Source organism: Hydrotalea lipotrueae, from assembly GCF_019249625.1.
Lineage (GTDB): Bacteria > Bacteroidota > Bacteroidia > Chitinophagales > Chitinophagaceae > Hydrotalea > Hydrotalea flava.
The window spans coordinates 58,437-78,021 of the sequence record NZ_JAESDL010000013.1; the positions used below are offsets into that span (position 1 = coordinate 58,437).

Annotated in this window: 17 protein-coding genes; 10 read left to right on the top strand and 7 right to left on the bottom strand. The window is 38.0% G+C overall.

Features of this window, described 5'->3' with window-relative positions; all coding sequences use genetic code 11:
* The first annotated feature begins 27 nt into the window (after positions 1-27).
* From JK139_RS09125 to JK139_RS09135, 3 genes are read left to right on the top strand one after another with little or no spacing between them, the layout of a single operon-like run.
* Complete coding sequence (locus tag JK139_RS09125; RefSeq protein WP_218331138.1) at positions 28-2,424, top strand: heavy metal translocating P-type ATPase; 2,397 nt, start codon at positions 28-30, stop codon at positions 2,422-2,424.
* A gap of 37 nt (positions 2,425-2,461) precedes the next feature.
* On the top strand, positions 2,462-2,827 hold the full coding sequence (locus tag JK139_RS09130; protein ID WP_081300511.1) for a heavy-metal-associated domain-containing protein: 366 nt from the start codon (positions 2,462-2,464) through the stop codon (positions 2,825-2,827).
* On the top strand, positions 2,824-3,510 hold the full coding sequence (locus tag JK139_RS09135; RefSeq protein ID WP_074418481.1) for a cytochrome c biogenesis CcdA family protein: 687 nt from the start codon (positions 2,824-2,826) through the stop codon (positions 3,508-3,510). The genes JK139_RS09130 and JK139_RS09135 overlap by 4 nt, the downstream gene beginning before the upstream one ends.
* 391 nt (positions 3,511-3,901) lie before the next feature.
* Here the strand turns inward: JK139_RS09135 and nagA are convergent, their stop codons facing one another.
* From nagA to JK139_RS09155, 4 genes are read right to left on the bottom strand one after another with little or no spacing between them, the layout of a single operon-like run.
* Positions 3,902-5,035 (bottom strand): N-acetylglucosamine-6-phosphate deacetylase, encoded by a 1,134-nt coding sequence (nagA, locus tag JK139_RS09140; RefSeq protein WP_228733184.1) that lies wholly within the window; start codon positions 5,033-5,035, stop codon positions 3,902-3,904.
* Entirely contained in the window at positions 5,004-5,795 is a 792-nt protein-coding gene (locus JK139_RS09145) for an amidohydrolase (protein ID WP_074419876.1), read from the bottom strand. The genes nagA and JK139_RS09145 overlap by 32 nt, the downstream gene beginning before the upstream one ends.
* A gap of 9 nt (positions 5,796-5,804) precedes the next feature.
* On the bottom strand, positions 5,805-6,746 hold the full coding sequence (locus JK139_RS09150) for a lipid A-modifier LpxR family protein (RefSeq protein ID WP_074419877.1): 942 nt from the start codon (positions 6,744-6,746) through the stop codon (positions 5,805-5,807).
* Positions 6,743-7,225, bottom strand: a complete 483-nt coding sequence (locus JK139_RS09155; RefSeq protein ID WP_228733185.1) for a regulatory protein RecX — start codon at positions 7,223-7,225, stop codon at positions 6,743-6,745. Before JK139_RS09155 ends, JK139_RS09150 begins: the two co-directional genes overlap by 4 nt.
* A gap of 142 nt (positions 7,226-7,367) precedes the next feature.
* Between JK139_RS09155 and dnaN the strand changes: the two genes are divergently transcribed.
* The 6 genes from dnaN (at position 7,368) to JK139_RS09185 (ending at position 13,555) form a co-directional block, all read left to right on the top strand.
* On the top strand, positions 7,368-8,483 hold the full coding sequence (dnaN, locus tag JK139_RS09160) for a DNA polymerase III subunit beta (protein ID WP_074419878.1): 1,116 nt from the start codon (positions 7,368-7,370) through the stop codon (positions 8,481-8,483).
* Positions 8,484-8,583: 100 nt separating this feature from the next.
* A complete protein-coding gene (locus JK139_RS09165; RefSeq protein ID WP_081301272.1) occupies positions 8,584-9,411 on the top strand; it encodes a sterol desaturase family protein in 828 nt (275 codons plus the stop codon).
* A 35-nt stretch (positions 9,412-9,446) separates the two neighbouring features.
* A complete protein-coding gene (gene kdsB, locus JK139_RS09170; RefSeq protein WP_074419879.1) occupies positions 9,447-10,181 on the top strand; it encodes a 3-deoxy-manno-octulosonate cytidylyltransferase in 735 nt (244 codons plus the stop codon).
* 110 nt (positions 10,182-10,291) lie between these two features.
* A complete protein-coding gene (locus JK139_RS09175; protein ID WP_074419880.1) occupies positions 10,292-10,672 on the top strand; it encodes a DUF5684 domain-containing protein in 381 nt (126 codons plus the stop codon).
* 236 nt (positions 10,673-10,908) lie between these two features.
* Positions 10,909-12,396 (top strand): glycoside hydrolase family 32 protein, encoded by a 1,488-nt coding sequence (locus tag JK139_RS09180; RefSeq protein WP_074419881.1) that lies wholly within the window; start codon positions 10,909-10,911, stop codon positions 12,394-12,396.
* Positions 12,397-12,481: 85 nt separating this feature from the next.
* Positions 12,482-13,555 (top strand): iron-containing alcohol dehydrogenase family protein, encoded by a 1,074-nt coding sequence (locus JK139_RS09185; protein WP_074419882.1) that lies wholly within the window; start codon positions 12,482-12,484, stop codon positions 13,553-13,555.
* A gap of 78 nt (positions 13,556-13,633) precedes the next feature.
* On the opposite strand, the gene selD is transcribed toward JK139_RS09185, so the two are convergent.
* Positions 13,634-14,689: a selenide, water dikinase SelD gene (gene selD, locus JK139_RS09190; protein WP_074419883.1), complete on the bottom strand. Its 1,056-nt coding sequence runs from the start codon at positions 14,687-14,689 to the stop codon at positions 13,634-13,636.
* Complete coding sequence (gene mnmH, locus JK139_RS09195) at positions 14,682-15,776, bottom strand: tRNA 2-selenouridine(34) synthase MnmH (protein ID WP_074419884.1); 1,095 nt, start codon at positions 15,774-15,776, stop codon at positions 14,682-14,684. Before mnmH ends, selD begins: the two co-directional genes overlap by 8 nt.
* A gap of 383 nt (positions 15,777-16,159) precedes the next feature.
* Here mnmH and rmuC point away from each other — a divergent pair, with 383 nt between their 5' ends.
* A complete protein-coding gene (gene rmuC / locus JK139_RS09200; protein WP_074419885.1) occupies positions 16,160-17,671 on the top strand; it encodes a DNA recombination protein RmuC in 1,512 nt (503 codons plus the stop codon).
* Positions 17,672-17,803: 132 nt separating this feature from the next.
* Here rmuC and rho read toward each other — a convergent pair whose 3' ends face one another.
* The gene (gene rho / locus JK139_RS09205) at positions 17,804-19,534 is read right to left on the bottom strand and encodes a transcription termination factor Rho (RefSeq protein ID WP_074419886.1); all 1,731 of its coding nucleotides are present in this window, start codon (positions 19,532-19,534) and stop codon (positions 17,804-17,806) included.
* Positions 19,535-19,585 lie beyond the last annotated feature (51 nt).

Below are 19,585 nucleotides of genomic sequence, written 5' to 3' on the forward strand. Positions count from 1 at the left end.
ATTTATTTTACTCCTTAATTTACTTGTATGGCTACTGAAAGTGTTCAAATGAAAGTTTCCGGTTTGATGTGTTCTTTCTGCACTATGAGTGTTGAAAAAGCGTTAAAGCGCAATCCGGCTGTGAGAAGCGTGATGGTGAATCTTGTTCATGGTATTGTATTAGTAGAAGCGGATACATCTAAAATGAGCCGTGAACAACTGGCAGAAGCTGTGGAAAACCTGGGCTATAGTGTTTCATCTACCGAAGTGCAACAATATAAAACGGATGAAGATATTTTTAATTTAATAAAACAGCGTGGTACTATTGGGATGGTAGCTTCTGTAATTGATTTATTAGTTGATCCTTTAAATCTCTTTGGTTTACTCCAACTATATCGTGCATGGTTTAGTTTAGTTGTTGCTGCTTTTATTTTATTTTGGGTTGGATACCCGATTTTACGGAAAACCATCATGGCTATAGGGCAAAGGGTAATTAATGCCAATGTATTATTATCTGTTGGCGCCTGGGGTTCTTTTGCAGTAGGAGTTGCCTCTCTTTTCAATCAGGCACTACCCAATTTTTTGCCGGTAGCGGGCTGGTTAATGTCACTCCATTTGTTCTTTGCATATTTCAAGTTAGATACCCGTAAAAAAGCTTCTGATGCTGTTCGAAAATTAATTGATCTACAGCCGGCTAAAGCAAGGGTGTTGAGAGGTGAACAATTTGTAGATGTATTGACAAAAGATGTATTGGTTGGTGAAATTGTAGAAGTAAGACCAGGTGAAAGAATACCATTAGATGGTGTAGTATTGAATGGGGGTGCAAGTGTTGATGAAGCAAGTTTTACCGGTGAAAGTACACCCTCAAATAAAGAAATTGGTTCTACTGTAATAGGTGGCACACTAAATCTTGATGGAGCCTTACAAATTAAAGTTTCCAAGATTGGTCAGGATAGTTTTCTAAGCCAAATTGTTAGTTTAATGAGCCGCATCGCTGAAAAGAAACCGCCTGTTGAATTGTTGGCAGATAAACTCATGAACTATTTCGGACCGGTTGTATTTATTACTGCTACTATTGCCTTTTTTATATGGGGTTTAGTAACCGGTAATTACATTCAGGCAACGCTAGTATTACTTACTACCATCATTATGGGTTATCCATGTGCCTTAGGCATCACTACGCCGATGCTTGCTGCAATAGCTGGCGGTAAAGGAATTTCAATTGGGCTGCTTGTAAAAGCCAGTGAGGTATTTTACGGGTTATCAAAAGTTGATACCATTGTTTTTGATAAAACAGGCACACTTACTTATGGTAAACCTACCGTAACAGATGTACATGCTTTGAATGGTGATAAGATAGAACTTTTATCTGTTGCAGAGGCATTGGAAACTAAATCTGAACATCCTATAGGGCAAGCCATTGCTTTCTTTGCACAAAAGGAGGCTGCGCCTAAATTATCTGTAAATAATTTTAAAGCTATACCTGGCAAAGGTGTTGCAGGAAGTATAAATGACGAAACAATACTGGCAGGAAAACCTTCGTTTATAGAACAAAGTGGTATTAATATTTCAAAAGAAATAAGAATTTTAATAACAGCTTTAGGCAGTGAAGGGAAAACTACTGTGCTTGTTTGCAAAGGGAATCAGGTAATGGGGGTTATAGCTTTGCAAGACACACCACGACCCACGGGTGCTCAGGTAATAGCAAAGATAAAGCATAGAGGCATAAGAACAGTAATGCTTACAGGTGATACTAAACAATCGGCAGTTCCAATTGCAGAAAAATTAGGTATTGATGAAGTACAGGCCGAATTATTACCCGGTGAAAAAGCGAGCGCCATTGAAGCATTACAAAAGAAAGGCTTTAGAGTTGCAATGGTGGGTGATGGAATAAATGATGCCCCTGCTTTGGCTCAATCTGACGTAGGAATTGCAATCGGTGCAGGTACTGATGTAGCTATTGAAGCTGCGGGGGTTATTTTAATTGGCGACAAATTGATAGATGTATTGAATGCAGTTATACTAGGAAAAGAAAGTTATAAAACAATGACAAGTAATGTGATTATTGCCGTGCTATTTAATATTGCGGGAATGCTGTTGGCAGCATTTGGTTTTATAACTCCAATACTTGCTATTGTAATAATGATAATAAGTATTTTTTTTATATTAATTAATACGCTTCGCATAAGGTCTTTAAGGCTCGAAATCATTAAAGAAGAAGTAACTGCAGGGTTAACGGAAGCAAGATTTAAAGTTTCTAATATGATATGTGAAGGTTGTGCAGAAAAGATAACTACTTCCCTCGTTGCTTTACCAGGTGTAAAAGTTGTAAAGCCTAAAATTGTTCAGAAGCAAGTACAGATTAATTATTATCCTGAAATAACAAAGCATGAGGAATTGAAAAGTGTTTTGGAACAGCAAGGGTTCACAGCAGTTGAATTATAAATTTTTTAATATAAAAAGTTATATATAAAAATTATTTATGTTAAAGATAAAATTATTGCATATCAAGGAACTAATACCTTGCATAGTGATTATTGCCCTGTCAGTTTCTTCCTGTGTTCAACAACAAAAACAAGATGGAACTGTGAAGGTTAAAGAACAAAGAAAAACTGTGGTAATGCAAAAAGTAAAAATGCCGGTTGACGGTATGACTTGTAGTGCTTGTCAATCTAATGTAAAGCATGCAATTAAGTCAATTGATGGGGTTTCAGATGTAGAGGTAAACCTCGAAAAGAGATATGCTTACTTCACTTATGACCCGCAAAAAGTAAAAGTTGATCAGATACAAAAAGCGGTAAACGACAAAGGATATAAAGCTGGAAATCCTCAAGAAGTAAAACAATGAGTTTAGAACATTTTTTACAGCAGTTTAACCATGCACTTGCTAATGGATCTGTTTATAGTCTGATAATTGCTATGGGTGCAGGAATTATTACAACAGGTGTATGCCCATGTACTTTACCTGTGGGTCTTGGTATAGCAGGCCTTACAAGCAGCAATTCAGAAAAGAAATCTAATAAAGGTGTGATGATTGCCTTTGCATTCTTTTTTGGCATAGTCGTTTGTCTTTCTGTATTAGGAAGTGTAGCAGCGAAATTAGGTATATTTTTTACTGAAGAATTTGGTCAGTATTGGGCTTTATCTATGGCATTAATATCTGTAATTGCTGCTGTTGTTGCCTTTTATGGGCCTCAGCTCACCATATCTAAATTAACCTCTTTCCGTCGCCCTGGTATAAGTGGCTCTTTTGTTTATGGATTGATATTTAGTTTAGGAACCTCTGCTGCTCCTCTATTATTGCTTCTTTCAGTGGCCACTGCAACCGCAAATCCTCTTTATGGTGTTGTACTTGCTCTGGCCTTTGGTATTGGAAGAGGATTGCCATTCTTAATTGTTAGCATCTTTGCAGGTGCTGTTACAAAGTTTGCACAACTTACTTGGTTGAGAAGAAGCATACAAATAGTTAGTGGGTTTGCTTTACTTTTTGTTTGTTACTACTATATTAAAGTATTTATCGGTTTACAATAAAATTTTAATTAAAAATTATTAAGTTCACTCACAAAAAGCTGATTCAACAATTTAATTCCTAATGATTTCTAAATAAATTATATTAAATAAATAATGTATTTATGTTAATAGGATAAAAATTTTAGTATATAAATAATTAATTATATAATATTGAGCAAATGAATAAAATTAACAGTAATTGCTTTTGGTAAAGATACACACCTATATTGAGTTGCTGAGCCAGTTAGGCATGATGAAAAATAGAACGAAGCAGAAGTTTTAAGATAATGTATTAAAAGCAAAACGAAGGCATAGAAATTTCTGCATAAACGAAAATTTTCTCCATACCAATACCGAATAAAAAAAGGCGGTATAGTACTTTAAAGTCTCTCCCGATTCGATATTCCAAGATTCATTCAACTATCCAACTTTCGCCATTGAAACAATTCAACAGTTCATAATCTTCATCCATTACAATAAAACAGGCCTTGTATTTTTCTTTCAGTAAGCCTAAACCGTTATGTAATCCAAGCATTTTGGCCGGGTATAGGCTACACATATTCATAGCAGTTTCAGGACTTAGTTTTACTTCGTTTATTAAATTTTTCAGGGCCTTGTGCATGGATAAGGCAGAACCGCTTAAAATACCATTGCTTTCATATTTATCGCCATTTAAATAATGCTGATAAGGCCCGGAGTGGGTAGTGGTAACAGCATCTGTTATGGCAAACAATCGATCTTGCATCAGTTTTTGTGCTATTTGTACGGCCTCAAAACGCACATGGTGGCCATCAGGAATAATAGACGACATTACCGTAGAGTGCAATAAGGAAGCACCTACCAAACCTGGCTCGCGGTGTGCCAACGGACTCATGGCATTGTATAAATGCGTTACCGTTGTAATGCCGTTATTAAAAGCAGCTGTTGCCTGCTGATAGGAGGCATTGCTGTGACCGGCTGATACAATAATACCGGCTTGAAGTAATTGCTGTATGATACTGCTGTCACAAACTTCTGGCGCTAATGTTATCATTTTAATAATGTCTTTTCCATAAGCCAATAATTCATCTACTTCTTCGAAAGTGGGTGAATGAATGAGTGCTTCAATATGCGCCCCTTTTTTTGCAGGATGAATCCATGGGCCTTCCAAATGCAATCCCAAACAACCTTTGCCGCCTTCTTTCCAATAGGCTCTTACCGCATCAATACAGGCATACATCACTTCTTTGGTATTGGTGGCTACGGTGGGTAAAAAGTGCAATGCACCCCCTTTGCTGCAATAATCGTACAATGCCCATAAACTTTCAGAAAAAGGATATACCGATAATAACTGTTCATGTGCTCCGTAAATCTGTGCATCTATGAAAGCAGGTGCAATGATGGGGTAGATGGTAGCATTTTCAGCCACATCAAAAGCTTCAATTTTGGTAATCATACCATCTGTAATGTGTATACAATGATGTTGTAACCACTGGCTTCCAGTAAAAATTTTTTTTGCGTAAATAACTTGCTGGTTACGCATGGTGAATGGTAAATGTGTCGGCATCAGCTAAAAATGGAAATTTTGCACGTACCTCCTGTAAAAAAATTGCATCTAAAACAATATTACCAATAGCCTCATGGCCGCTTTCGTGCCATATTATTTCACCCATCGGGTTTATGGCCATGCTATCGCCACTATGTGCAATGCCATTACCGTCAGCCCCTACCCTGTTCACGCCAATAACATAGCATTGGTTTTCAATAGCCCTTGCCACTAATAAGCTTTTCCATGCGTGTATTCTTTTTTCGGGCCAATTAGCTACATACAACATTACATCATATTCTGGTGGGTGGGTAGATTGTTGATGGGCCCAAACCGGGAAGCGTAAATCGTAACAAATTTGAAGATTGATTTTCCATCCATTTACAGAGGCAATCAATCTGCTGTTTCCCGGAGTATAATGTTCATTTTCGCCGGCATAGGCAAAACAATGGCGTTTGTCATATTTCCCCATTTGTCCGTTTGGCAACATCCATATTAACCGGTTATAAAAATGATTGTTTTCTGTAATAATCATACTGCCTGTTACAATGGTTTTTTTTGTTGCTGCCATACGTTTCATCCATTTAATCGTAGTGCCTTGCATGGTTTCTGCAAGCCGTTCAGGTTGCATACTAAAGCCTGTGCTAAACATTTCGGGAAGTACCACCAAATGGGTACCGTTGGGAACACGGTTTATTTTTTCTTCCAATTGTTTTAAGTTTTCGGAAATATTTTCCCAAACTAAATCGGTTTGAATAAGACTGATATGTAAGGCTGTCATAATCATGTTTTAACGAAAACGATACGCTAATTGTAAAGATGCATAGCGTTGCGGCAAATACTGGGTAATACACTCTTTGGTTTGGTATACAATTTCTACTTTACTCATCCAACGGGCTTTGGCAAAAACCATTCCCCAACTTTGCTGGTACATCCATTGTTCAGGTGTGCCTGCAATGGTAGTAGTTGTGTTGCTGCTACTGCCCTGTATGGTAGCATTGTATCCCTGCAGTGTTACCTGAGGATAAAAATACACAAACCATTCAAATGAATGAGTATTGTTGTTGGGCAATTGGCTAATATCTGCATCCCAAAGTGCACTATTTTCGTTGTGGTGGTAAATACCCCAAACCAACATCATTCCTAATTTGGCATTGGTGTATACATTGCCTGCATTGAGTTCAATTACAGGAACAATTTTGGCAGATTTCTTCTCAGCTAATGCCGGAATAAATGGGGTGTAACGTATTCCTGCATTCAATGTAAAGGGTACCTGCACCTGTTTATACCAATCATTCACCGGATATAATCCCAGCGTATGATGCAAGCCATTTTGAAAATTTTGGCCTAATGAGTTATTTCCGATAGTGCCCACTGCCACATTCCACTGTAAACCATATTTTTTTTGTAAACGGGTATGTTTGTATTGCACAAATAAATAACCACAATAAGGCCTGTCTACACTATCGGGATAATAAGTTAGTAACCTTGGGGTATACAAAGCCTGCCCCGCTTCAAAGCCATGTATAATAGTGGCTGTTTGGTTTTTGCCAGCCCTATTGTACTGAAAATACAATCCATTGGTATAATATTTATCATTGCTTTGCAACAGGTAAGCATCATTATCCGTAGTAAAAGAGAATGACTGATGAAAGCTGTTTGTTGATGCCTCCTGCGAATAGGCGGCAGTTATCCAGCAACAGCAAATACCTATCCACCAAAAATATTTCATGCAGTTTTTGTTTGTTCTTTTAACAATTGTATTTGCTGTGCAATGAGTGCAGGCTCATATCCTTTTTGTTGTAAATAGACCCGTGTTTTGGCCATTTTGGCAAAGTAATGATCACCCTGAAGGCTTTGCCATTTTTTTGAAACCAACTCCTGCAGTGTTTGCCGGTATTGGGTTTCATCAATGGAAGCAAGTGCTTTTTTAATATTATAGGCACTTACTTTTTTTTGTTTTAGTTCAAATTCAATTTTTTTACGCCCCCATTTTTTTTGTCTGAAATGGCCGCCTGCAAATAAAATAGCAAAACGACTTTCGTTTAAATAGTTTTCTTCAATTAAACCGGTCATTATTTTTTCTATATCGGTTGTATACAGTCCAAGGCCATACAATTTTTGTTTTACCTCATCATGGCTGCGTTCGCGATAGGCACAATAATGCTTTACTTTTTGAAGGGCCTGTTCCGGTGTAAGTTTTTGCTGCATGCTGTTCATTTCTGCTTTGCTGTTCAAAACTAAATCATTCAAATTGGAATAGCCGCAATTATGTTAATAACCGGAAATAATTTCTGTATGAAATATTAACAAATTACAGTAGGTTTGTTGCCATTACAAAATTGAGAAAAATATGAAGTTTATTGTATCCTCATCCTCCCTTTTAAAGCAATTGCAACATATAAGCGGGGTAATTAGCGCCAATACCGTATTGCCCATTCTGGAAGATTTTTTGTTTGAAATAGAAGGGAAAAAACTGCATGTAGTAGCCACTGATTTGGAAACTTTAATGCGGGTGCAATTAGAAGTAGAAAGTAAAACCAACGGAAAAGTCTGCATTCCTGCTAAAATTTTAATGGATACATTAAAAAATATTGCTGACCAGCCACTCACTTTTGATATTGATAAAAATTATGCAGTTGAAATTACCAGCGATAATGGCAAGTATAAAGTAATGGGCGAAAATCCGGATAATTTTCCCAAAGAGCCGGTGGCAGATGATGCTACTGCCTTTACAATGACCAGTAGCGCCTTAGTTACTGCCATTAATAAAACCCTGTTTGCAGTTAGTAATGATGATTTAAGGCCGGCTATGACGGGTGTTTTTTTTGAATTAGGTTCAGAATCAGTTCAGTTAGTAGCTACAGATGCTCACCGATTGGTAAAATATAAACGTACCGACGCCAAAGCATCTGCCGATGATTCCTTTATTGTTCCCAAAAAACCATTGAACTTATTGAAAAATGCGTTGCCGGATAATGAAGATGAAATTAGCCTGAGTTATAACAGCAGCCATTTATTTGTAAGTCATGGACAAATACAAATGACCTGCCGCTTAATTGATGCACGTTTCCCCGATTATAAAGTGGTGATTCCTGTTGATAATCCATATAAACTGATTGTTAACAAGGCCGATTTTCAGAATGCGTTGCGCAGGGTGAGTGTATTCTCCAACAAAAGTACCAATCAGGTAGCCCTCACCATTAGCAGTAATGAGTTGCATTTAATTGCCCAGGATGTTGATTTTAGTTTTGAAGGCAATGAAAGAATGGCTTGCCAGTTTGATGGAGGCGATTTACAAATTGCTTTTAATGCACGGTTTATGATTGAGATGCTGAATGCTGCCGATACTACCGAAGTGGTCATAGAATTATCTACCCCCACCAAAGCAGGTATTATTAAACCATCTGAACAGGCCGAAAATGAAGAATTGGTGATGTTGGTAATGCCATTGATGCTGAATAATTAAACCTTCTTACATTTTTTCTAATATACAGCCCCGCCAACTGCGGGGTTTGTTTTTTATACAATTGCAATTTTTTGTAAATTGGGTACAATTGTTTGCCATTATGATAGAAAACCTCATTGAACATTTTCAAACACTTGACCGGCATCCGGTAGAGCGGATGGTGATTTTAGTGGCCGGTTTATTGTTTTTCTGGATTTGGGAAGGTGCTATACCCTTGGTGCCCCTTCACTACAAAAAAAATAAAGTACACCATGCCGGCGTAAATTTTGCATTTACAGTTATTCATTTAATCATTCATACCTTCTTAGCTGTTTTTATTATTGAACTAAGCGATTGGTGCGCAGCCAGAGGTTTTGGTTTGGTATATTGGGTACATGCAGGAATTTGGGGAACCATTTTAATTTCATTTTTGGTATTGGATTTTTTTGGCGGATGGCTGGTGCATATTACACAACATAAAGTTGCGTTTCTCTGGCGTTTTCATGTGGTGCATCATGCCGATAATAATGTAGATGTTACCACCGGCTTACGCCACCATCCTGTTGAAAGTGTATTGCGTGGCTTGTTTTTCTTTTTGGGAATTGCAGCCAGTGGCGCACCCATGTATGCGGTGATGATTTTTCAAACCATATTGGTAGCCGATACCGCATTTACACATGCAAATTTACGGTTGCCCGGATGGTTAGATAAGGGTATGAGTTATGTACTCGTTTCGCCCAATATGCACAAAGTACACCACCATTGGCAGCAGCCGTATACCGATAGTAATTATGGTGCCATAATTTCTATTTGGGATCGGTTATTGGGCACATTTAAAAATTTGGCCCCAAATAAAATTAAATATGGGTTAGATAAATATTATCCCAATCAAAAAGATGAAGATTTTATGCAGCTCCTAAAACAACCTTTTCAAAAAATTAAAGAGTAGTTTTCTAAATCTGCCATCTTTGTAAAAAAAATTGCATGAAGATTGTTGCACTAATCCCTGCCCGTTATGCTGCTACCCGTTATCCTGCCAAATTAATGCAGTTGCTGGGCAATAAAAGCGTCATTCGCCATACTTACGACAATACTGTTGAAACCCAGTTGTTTGATGAAGTTTGGGTAGTAACAGACAGTTCTGCTATTCATAATGAAATTGTAGCGCACGGAGGAAATGCCATGATGAGCAAAAAAAATCATGAAAGTGGCAGTGATCGGATAGCCGAAGCTGCAGAACAATTGGATGCAGATATTATTGTAAATGTGCAGGGCGATGAACCCTTTGTTCAAAAAGAACCCTTGCAAAAATTATTGAATGTTTTTACTGATCCACAAGTGCAGGTTGCCTCTTTAATGCAGGTTTTGCAAGATGAAAAACTGATTGCTGACCCCAATTATGTAAAAGTGGTTGTTGATAAAAACAATAATGCTTTATTTTTTAGTCGTAGTGTTATTCCTTATAGAAGAGATACTGCCACAACGCCGGTTTATTATGAGCATATTGGTGTTTATGCATTTAAAAAGCAATTGTTACTCAATTTTACAAACTGGCCCATTACTCCGCTGGAAGCTGCCGAAAAAATTGAATGTCTGCGTTACTTAGAAAATGGCGTGCCCATTAAAATGGTGGTTACGGAATATATGGGTGTTGAAATTGATACACCGGATGATTTGGAAAAAGCAGGTAAATTATTACAAGAGAAAAAAGATAATTAATCAGCACGCTCCACTATTTTTTTTACAACTATTACATAAGTGGTTTTGATTGTTTATTTTAACCGGTAAAATATTAATCCAAAAGATTATAACACTTAAAACAACAACTTATGAACGACTTTTCTTTTGCTTTATTTGACACCATTGCATTTGCTTATTTGGCCATTATTTTATTAGTGCTGATAGCACAATGGAAGATTTTTGAAAAGGCCGGACAACCTGGATGGGCTTGCATTATTCCCATTTACAATTTTATTGTTTTAATGCGGGTAATTGGTAAACCCTGGTGGTGGTTGCTGCTAATGCTGATTCCTGTTGTAAACATTGTATTTGCCATTTGGTCGGTAAACCTGCTTTCTAAAAGTTTTGGAAAAGAAGAAGGCTTTACAATTGGCTTATTGATATTGCCATTCATCTTTTATCCTATTCTGGCATTTGGTGATGCTACTTATAAAGGCCCTGCGGGGAATAATTATGTAGCCCTGACGTAAGCATTTCATAACCAATCAAACCTTTACCTGACATGCCTGCGCTGTAAATGATACAGGGCAGGCTTTTTTATATCGCTTCTAATTAATTTAACCTAAGCTTACATACCTTTACGCAGTATTTATACATTAATTTTGTTTGAACTTTTCGTTAAAGCTATTGTTAATACAATTCCTGTGAATGTGCCTTCAAAATAAGCAAGAATTTTGCTATGCATCTCATGTTTAAAACTGTGTTCATGAAAAAAAATTTACTATTCTATGCAATGGTATGCATCATTAATAGTTCGGTATTTGGGCAGTTGAAATTGTATGGCGAAAATTTTCGTCCTCAGTTTCATTTTACGCCTGAACATAATTGGATGAATGATCCTAACGGATTGGTATTTTACAAAGGGCAATACCATTTATTTTATCAATATAATCCCTTTGCCAATGTGTGGGGGCACATGTCATGGGGCCATGCCGTGAGTAAAGATTTAATTCATTGGAAGCAATTGCCTGTTGCATTAGAGGAAGAAAACGGCATCATGATATTTTCCGGTTCTGCAGTAGCTGATGTTGAGAATACCAGTGGTTTTGGCTCAAAAGCCAACCCACCTTTGGTGGCTATTTATACCGGAAGTACCGATATGTTGCAAACACAAAATTTGGCTTATAGCATCGATAATGGATTACAATGGAAGAAATACAATGCCAATCCGGTGCTGAATGAAAACAAAAAAGATTTTAGAGATCCCAATGTATTTTGGTATGCACCGGAAAAACAATGGGTAATGAGTTTGTCTTATCCAGTTACACATCAAATTGCATTTTATGGCTCAGCCAATTTAAGAGACTGGAAGCAACTGGGAGTTTTTGGTCCGGCAGGCGATACTTCCGGGGTTTGGGAATGCCCCGATTTAATGAAAGTGCCCGTAATGGGGCAACCGGGAATGTATAAATGGGTGCTTTTCACTTCGCAAAATGCAGGCATGCAATATTTTGTAGGCAATTTTAATGGTAAAAATTTTGTAAGCGAAAATCCGAAATCAAAAATTTTAAAACCCGATTTTGGTACCGATTATTATGCGGCCATAGTCTATCATTCCAATCCCTTGGGAAAGCCCGTCAGCATAGGTTGGGTGAACAACTGGAATTATGCCAACGAAATTCCAACCTATCCCTGGAAAGGTACCGCAGCATTACCCAGAACTTTACAACTTAAAAAAATAAACGATGGTTGGCAGTTAATTCAAACCCCGGTGCCTGCTTTGCAATTATTACGAAAACAATCGGTGGTTTATTCCGTTAAAAACCTCACTAAAAAATCAGATACCCTCTCTTTTAAAGGAAATGTTTGGGAGGGTGAATTTATAATGCAACCGGCAGCAACCGGCGAAACCGGCATTCAATTGGCAGTTGGTAACGGACTGGGGATGACGATTGGTTATAATTCAGTTACAAAACAGGTATTTATTAACAGAAGTAATACACCCGATTATTTTAGTGCAGCATTTGCAGCAAGACCGGTTTCTGCAGCCCCTGTTCGTTTAGTGAATAATGAATTGAAATGGCAGGTGTTTTTTGATAAAAGTATTGTTGAAGTATTTGTAAATAATGGCGAACAGGTTTTTACAGTTCAGGTATTTCCAGGAGAAGAAAACAATGCCTTAACCATTTATAGTACCGGCGAAGGTGCTGTTTTTAAACGCATTACTATTTGGCCCATGAAATCAATTTGGTAATATTTTTCAAGCGCAGATGATATCTTTGTACAGCTTTCGGGTTGCAAATGATGGCACCGGCTTAACCCCGTAAAGCATTATAAGTATGCAATTCAGAAATTTTAAAATGATTGGCTATGTGGTATATGGCCGTGGTAGTTTTAATCAGTTAGATGAAATTTTAGCACCGCAACGTAAAGGTGATGCCCCAATGGTATTTTTAGTGGATCATTTTTTTAAAGATAAACCCTTGGTGAACCGAATACCGGTAAGAGGAAAAGATAGAGTGATATTTGTAGATGTTACCCATGAGCCAAAAACAACGCAGGTAGATGCGCTGGCTCAACAATTAAAAAATGAATTTGGTACCATTAGCGGGGTAATAGGAATAGGTGGTGGCAGTACCATGGACTTAGCAAAGGCGGTATCGTTAATGATGACCAATCCCGGATCGTCAGCAGATTATCAAGGATGGGATTTGGTAAAATTCCCCGGCGTTTATAAAGCAGGTATTCCTACACTTAGCGGTACTGGTGCCGAAGTTTCCAGAACAACAGTATTAACCGGCCCCACCCGTAAATTGGGAATGAATTCTGATTTTACTCCGTTTGATCAAATAGTACTTGATCCGGAACTAATAAAAGACACTCCGGTTAATCAACGCTTTTATACAGGAATGGATTGTTACATACATTGTATAGAAAGTTTACAGGGTACTTATTTGAATGATTTTAGTAAAAGTTACGGCGAAAAAGCCTTGCAACTTTGCCAAAAAGTTTTTTTAGAAAAAGAGGTGTGGGATGATGAAAGCGATAACCAGTTAATGATGGCCTCTTATGCCGGTGGCATGAGTATTGCTTATTCGCAAGTGGGTGTAGCACATGCCGTAAGTTATGGTTTAAGTTATTTGTTAGGAACAAAACATGGTATTGGTAATTGTATTGTAATGAACCATTTGGAAGAATATTATCCGGAAGGAGTTGCTGAGTTTAAGCAGATGGTTGAAAAAAACAAAGTTGAAATTCCAACCGGTATTTGCAAAGGCCTTACCGATGCACAGTTGGAAACCATGATGGACGTATCAATGGGAATGAAACCTCTGTGGGAAAACGCACTGGGTAAAGACTGGGAAAAAATTATGACCAGAGATAAGCTAAGGAAACTCTACGAAAAATTATAAATTCAACCAACAAAAAGGCAATACCGTTACGTGTATTGTCTTTTCAATTTTATTTTATTGTTTATTAATTTGTTACTTTTATTCAAGTACTGTAACTACATCTTCTTTTTTATCTGTGATTGTTCCAATTACTTCGGCATATAAATGATGAGATTGCAATAATTGTTGCACATCAGACAGGCCTTCTGCTGCAACAGCAATTAACAAACCGCCATTGGTTTGTGGGTCCGGTAGAATAATGGCAGCTTCATCCTGATTAATTTGATTAGAAAAATGAATTTTATGTCCATAACTATCCCAGTTTCTTTTAGTGCCGCCGGGTATGGTTTTCATGGCTATATATTCTTTTGCTTTACTTAACACCGGAACCTTACTGTAATACAATTCTGCAGAAAGATTACTTCCTTCACACATTTCTACCAAATGCCCCAGCAGGCCAAAGCCGGTTACATCGGTCATCGCATGAACTGCGGTAAATGCACCTAAATCTTCTCCTGCTTTATTCAATTGTGTAAGCTGCCGTATCATTAACTGTAAATCCGGTTCCGTTAAAAGATTTCTTTTTTGAGCTGTAGAGAGTAAACCAATACCCAAAGGTTTGGTTAATAATAAAACATCACCTTTTTGTGCAGTGCTGTTTTTTTTCAAATGCTCAATAGCTATCAATCCATTTACGGCCAAACCAAAAATTGGTTCGGGGTTGTCTATGCTGTGTCCACCGGCCAATGGAATACCGGCTTCTTTACAAATGGCTCTGGCACCTTCTATTACCTGTTGTGCAACACTGGCAGGTATTTTATCAACCGGCCATCCTAAAATAGCAATAGCCAAAACAGGTTTTCCGCCCATGGCATATACATCGCTAATGGCATTGGCGCCTGCAATTTTTCCAAATGCAAAAGCATCATCAACGATGGGCATAAAAAAATCGGTGGTACTAATCAATGCGGTACCGTTACCCAGGTCATATGCCGCTGCATCATCTTTTTGATGATTGCCTACCAGTAATTTTTGATTGTCTGGTGCCGTTACGTTCAATTGCAGAATTTGATCCAACACCTGCGGTGCTATTTTGCAGCCACAGCCTGCACCATGCGAATATGCGGTTAATTTAACGAAAATACTATCAGCCATCCTGTTTTGTTTTTAGTAGTGTAGTTAGTAAATAAGTATTGTTGCTTGCATTGGTAGATGGGGCATCTAACTTTGTAACCATCTGCTCAACATGCGCTCTGTTATACAATCCTTTGGTATAGGCTTTATCATAATACTGCAATAAAATAGCAAAACAATCTTTTATATTGTCTTCCAGTAAAAAATTGATAGCGTTTTTGGTAGCCAAACCGCCTAACCTTTTTTTAATACGTAGAATGGCATTTACAATTTTTTCTTTTGGGGCTGAGCCATAGGTTAACATTATTTCATCCAGTCTTGCTTCAAAAGGAATATTGAAAAAATAAACAGGCGCATGGCGCATTTGTTCAAAAAAAGACAGGGGTATGTTTATATTTCCAATGCGTTGACTTTCATCTTCCAGCCAAATGGTAGCATTGTGTTTTACTGCCTTTGTTTGTAATTGATACAATTGCGTTGCTAAATTATTTTCAAACATTTCCTGTGTGGGTTGTGCAGGGGTATCGAGCCCGCCAAATGCAGAGCCTTTGTGCCGGGCCAGTCCCTCCAAGTCAATAACCGGATATTGTTGTTTGGCTAATTGCTGTAATATTTTTGTTTTGCCACTGCCTGTATAACCACCAATAACGCGTAATACATATTTTTTTTCAAACTGATGCAACACCCATTGCCGGTAGGCCTTGTATCCACCCTGCAATGTATATACCTGAAAGCCATATAAATTCAACAGCCATGCTACACCTGCACTGCGCATGCCGCCACGCCAGCAATGCACTAAAACAGTTGATTGAATGTTATTATTTGTTTTCAAGATGTTTTCAACCGTTTCAATCATGGGCACCATTTTTTGTGCAAAAAATGGTAGTGCCGTTTTAATAGCCTGCTGTTTGTTAATTTGTTTATAGTGGGTACCTACAATAGTCCTTTCTTCGTTAGTAAAAAGCGGCAACGAAAATGCTTGTGGAATATGCGCATGTTCAAACTCTGCCGGACTTCTCACATCAAACACCGGATATTGTTGCGCTAATGATAAAAATGCATCGATATGTATTGTTTCAATAGCCATTGCCTGCAAATGTACAAGCATTGAGCATCATTGCTTAGCCGGGATGAATTAAAATTGAATATACTTGCATGAGCGGTGGGCAGGTGGTTGTAAGGTGCAGGGAACTGTATACATCTCCTTTTTGCAGTCAAATTAAAATTAGAGATTAGGTGCCTGTTTTACTATAAAAGCAAATGGTGTTTTCACAAATACATTTCCGCAGCCTATAACTTTTCCTGAATAACCCTTAAATTGATATATGGAAAACATAAATTCGTATTTTGTGAAAGATAATTTTAAGCTGAGTTCAACAAAACAGTGCAATTCCTGTCTATCGAAATTTAAAGAATGTTGAAATTAAAAAAAGTGATCACCAATGAAAACTTTTTGCCTCCTGCAAAACGCAATAAAAAATTAAATCAATAATGACGTTAATCCTATACATATTCCTTCCCGTTCTTGCGATACTAATCATCGTAAACATCGTGCTCACCCTCAGGGCAGGTAAGCAAACTGCAGGTAATGAATTACACGAAATCAAAATTTTTATTGGAAATATGATTTCCAATTTGAAAGACACCGAGAAAAACCTGAAAGATGAATTTGTTACCAATCGAAGAGAAAGTGCAGAAACAGCGAGAGATTTAAGAGGCGAAATTGGCGAGCAACTCAACAAATTCACGCAAACCTTTTCAGAGCAATTCGGCAACCTGACCAAATCCAACGAAGAAAAGTTAGAAGTTATCCGCAAAACTTTTGAAGAAAAATTAGTTGCCTTTCAAAAAAGCATAGACAGTAACAGCAAGGAAAGCAGAACGGAACTAAAAGAAAATCTGGATGTGTTTAAGCGGGAATTAAACGATGCTTTAAAAGATTACAAAGAACGATTAAAAGAACAGTTTACAGCATTTGAAAGAAGTCAGCAAACACAAAACGCCGCTAACAGCGAAAAAATTTCTGAACTCAAATCTTCTTTAGAAACATCGGTAAAAACCATGCAGGAAGGCAATGAGAAAAAATTGGAAGAAATGCGCAAAACCGTTGATGAGAAACTCAATGAAACTTTGGAAAAACGACTTGGTGAATCCTTCAAACAGGTGAGCGACAGATTAGAAGCCGTTCACAAAGGTTTGGGCGAAATGCAAACCCTGGCTGTAAGTGTGGGCGATTTGAAAAAAGTGATGAGTAATGTAAAATCGCGAGGTGTTTTGGGAGAATACCAATTACAGAACATCATTGAAGATTTATTAACGAATGAGCAGTATGAGAAGAATGTAAAAACAAAATCAGGAAGCGGTGCTGTAGTAGAATTTGCTATTAAGATGCCCCACGGCAACAATTTAGAGAAAACACTTTGGTTGCCAATAGATTCAAAATTTCCGAAAGAAGATTATGAAGCATTGGTGGATGCTTATGAAAAAGGGGATGCTGAAAAAATTGATGAATACCGAAAGGCTTTTATCAATGGAATTAAAAAGAACGCAAAAGACATCAAAGAAAAATACATTGACCCACCGAATACAACCGAATATGGCATTATGTTTTTACCTTATGAAAGCTTATTTGGTGAAGTTTTAAGGGTTCCCGGACTTTTTGAGCAGTTGCAAAAAGATTATAAAATTACCATAACAGGCCCAACAACTTTAAGTGCTTTACTCAATAGCTTGCAAATGGGCTTTAGAACTTTGGCCATTGAAAAACGCAGCAGCGAAGTTTGGGACTTGCTGGGTGCAGTGAAAACCGAGTTTGGGCAGTTTGGTGATGTATTAGCCAAAACCAAAAAGAAACTCATTGAAGCTACGAATGTGATTGATACATCTGAAGTACGCACCAGAGCCATTGAGCGTAGGCTAAGAAATGTACAGGAATTGCCTGCCGGTGAATCGAAAATTATTTTAGATACCAATGAGGATGCAATAGATGATGTTGCATCTTAAATGCTATTGAAGCATATGTTAGTATGCCTTTAGGGTATGATGTAAATTGCCAGCACAAAATAACACTTATTAAATTATTAAAAAACCCCAGCTAATTACCAGATGCGGGTTTTTTGAAAATATTTACGTGTTTTATCGGTTCATACTGGCTAAAAACTCTTCATTGTTTTTGGTGCCGCGCATTCTTTTTAATAATTCCGTCATGGCTTCTTCGGTATTCATATCATTCAGGAACAGACGAAGAATGTTCATCCGTTGCAAGGTTTCTTTATCCAACAGCAAATCATCGCGGCGAGTGGAAGAACCCACCAAATCAATAGCCGGGTAAATACGGCGGTTAGCTAATTTGCGATCTAATACCAATTCCATATTACCGGTTCCTTTAAATTCTTCAAAAATTACTTCATCCATTTTGCTGCCGGTATCAATTAAAGCGGTTGCCAGAATGGTGAGTGAACCACCATGTTCAATTTTACGGGCTGCACCAAAAAATTGTTTGGGTTTTTGCATGGCATTGGCTTCCACACCACCACTCAATACTTTACCGCTGGAAGGTGCAACGGTATTGTGTGCCCTTGCCAAACGGGTAATACTATCCAACAAAATCACTACATCATGGCCACATTCTACCAATCGTTTTGCTTTTTGAAGGGCAATGGTAGAAACTTTTACATGTTTTTCTGCAGGCTCATCAAATGTTGAGGCAATTACTTCTGCCCGCACACTGCGTTCCATATCGGTAACCTCTTCAGGCCTTTCATCAATTAAAACCACCATTAAATAACATTCCGGATGGTTGGCGGCTATGGCATTGGCCACGGCCTTTAACAACATGGTTTTACCCACTTTAGGTTGTGCCACAATTAAACCACGCTGGCCTTTACCAATGGGCGTAAATAAATCCATGATGCGGGTGCTGTAATCGTTGGCAGAAGTAAATAAGTTTAATTTTTCGAAAGGGAATAAAGGGGTAAGATAATCAAAAGGCACACGGTCTCTTACTTCGTCAGGACGCTTGCCGTTAATGGCATCTACTTTCAATAGTGCAAAATACTTCTCTCCTTCTTTAGGCGGACGAACGGAACCGGAAACCGTATCGCCGGTTTTTAAACCAAATAATTTTATTTGAGAAGGGGAAACATACACATCATCGGGTGAGCTTAGATAATTATAATCGCTGCTCCTTAAAAAGCCATAGCCATCGGGCATCATTTCTAATACACCTTCTCCACCAATTACACCATCAAACTCAATATTAAAGACCTGCTGACGCTGATGTGGCCGCTGATGTGGTACCGAAGGTTCGGTTTGCGGATTTTGATTTTCTTCCGAATTTTCTTTTGCTTCTTCACTGCTTTCTGTTCTGGCAGTATTGTCGTTGGTATTTTTTGGAGCCGGGTGATGGTGTTCCCTTGCTGCTTTTTTCTCTCTTGCTGCTTTTTCTTCAGTAGCCTGCAACATTTGTTGTGCCAATAAAGCCGTTTTCTCATCTAAGCTGCCGGGTTCCTGTACTTTTTCAACAAGTGCTTCTTCCGTTTTTTTGGATTTGCGATGACGCATAATGGGCCTGTTACTGCCTGCATTGCCTGTTTCTTCAGTTTCGGGTTCGTCCTGCATTACAATAGCTTCTTCAGTAGTATTGCCGGTGGTGGCTTTTACCGTTGCAGCTTTTTTGGGTTTGCCGGTTGATTTTTTTGCAACCTTTTTATCTTGTTTTTCACTCGCTTCCACAGCCTGACTGTCCAGAATCTTATAAATCAAATCCTGTTTATCTAATTTTTTGGCGTTGGTAATTTTTAAATTTTCGGCAATGTCCAGTAGTTCTGGAACCAGCATGTCGTTCAGTTGTAAGATGTCGTACATAGAATGTGTTAAATAGAAAAATTTTCTTTAGCGTTCTCGATGTGTTTTTTA

Excerpts from the sequence above, each read along its gene's own strand:
- JK139_RS09155 (WP_228733185.1), bottom strand. The coding sequence starts at position 7,225 with ATGCAGCAAAAACTTACACCGGAACAGGCCCTTCAAAAAGTAAAGCAT.
- JK139_RS09125 (WP_218331138.1), top strand. The coding sequence starts at position 28 with ATGGCTACTGAAAGTGTTCAAATGAAAGTTTCCGGTTTGATGTGTTCT.
- mnmH (WP_074419884.1), bottom strand. The coding sequence starts at position 15,776 with ATGCTTGTACATTTGCAGGCAATGGCTATTGAAACAATACATATCGAT.
- JK139_RS09145 (WP_074419876.1), bottom strand. The coding sequence starts at position 5,795 with ATGACAGCCTTACATATCAGTCTTATTCAAACCGATTTAGTTTGGGAA.
- nagA (WP_228733184.1), bottom strand. The coding sequence starts at position 5,035 with ATGCCGACACATTTACCATTCACCATGCGTAACCAGCAAGTTATTTAC.
- JK139_RS09165 (WP_081301272.1), top strand. The coding sequence starts at position 8,584 with ATGATAGAAAACCTCATTGAACATTTTCAAACACTTGACCGGCATCCG.
- dnaN (WP_074419878.1), top strand. The coding sequence starts at position 7,368 with ATGAAGTTTATTGTATCCTCATCCTCCCTTTTAAAGCAATTGCAACAT.
- JK139_RS09180 (WP_074419881.1), top strand. The coding sequence starts at position 10,909 with ATGAAAAAAAATTTACTATTCTATGCAATGGTATGCATCATTAATAGT.
- JK139_RS09130 (WP_081300511.1), top strand. The coding sequence starts at position 2,462 with ATGTTAAAGATAAAATTATTGCATATCAAGGAACTAATACCTTGCATA.
- kdsB (WP_074419879.1), top strand. The coding sequence starts at position 9,447 with ATGAAGATTGTTGCACTAATCCCTGCCCGTTATGCTGCTACCCGTTAT.
- selD (WP_074419883.1), bottom strand. The coding sequence starts at position 14,689 with ATGGCTGATAGTATTTTCGTTAAATTAACCGCATATTCGCATGGTGCA.
- JK139_RS09150 (WP_074419877.1), bottom strand. The coding sequence starts at position 6,746 with ATGAAATATTTTTGGTGGATAGGTATTTGCTGTTGCTGGATAACTGCC.
- JK139_RS09135 (WP_074418481.1), top strand. The coding sequence starts at position 2,824 with ATGAGTTTAGAACATTTTTTACAGCAGTTTAACCATGCACTTGCTAAT.
- rmuC (WP_074419885.1), top strand. The coding sequence starts at position 16,160 with ATGACGTTAATCCTATACATATTCCTTCCCGTTCTTGCGATACTAATC.
- rho (WP_074419886.1), bottom strand. The coding sequence starts at position 19,534 with ATGTACGACATCTTACAACTGAACGACATGCTGGTTCCAGAACTACTG.
- JK139_RS09175 (WP_074419880.1), top strand. The coding sequence starts at position 10,292 with ATGAACGACTTTTCTTTTGCTTTATTTGACACCATTGCATTTGCTTAT.
- JK139_RS09185 (WP_074419882.1), top strand. The coding sequence starts at position 12,482 with ATGCAATTCAGAAATTTTAAAATGATTGGCTATGTGGTATATGGCCGT.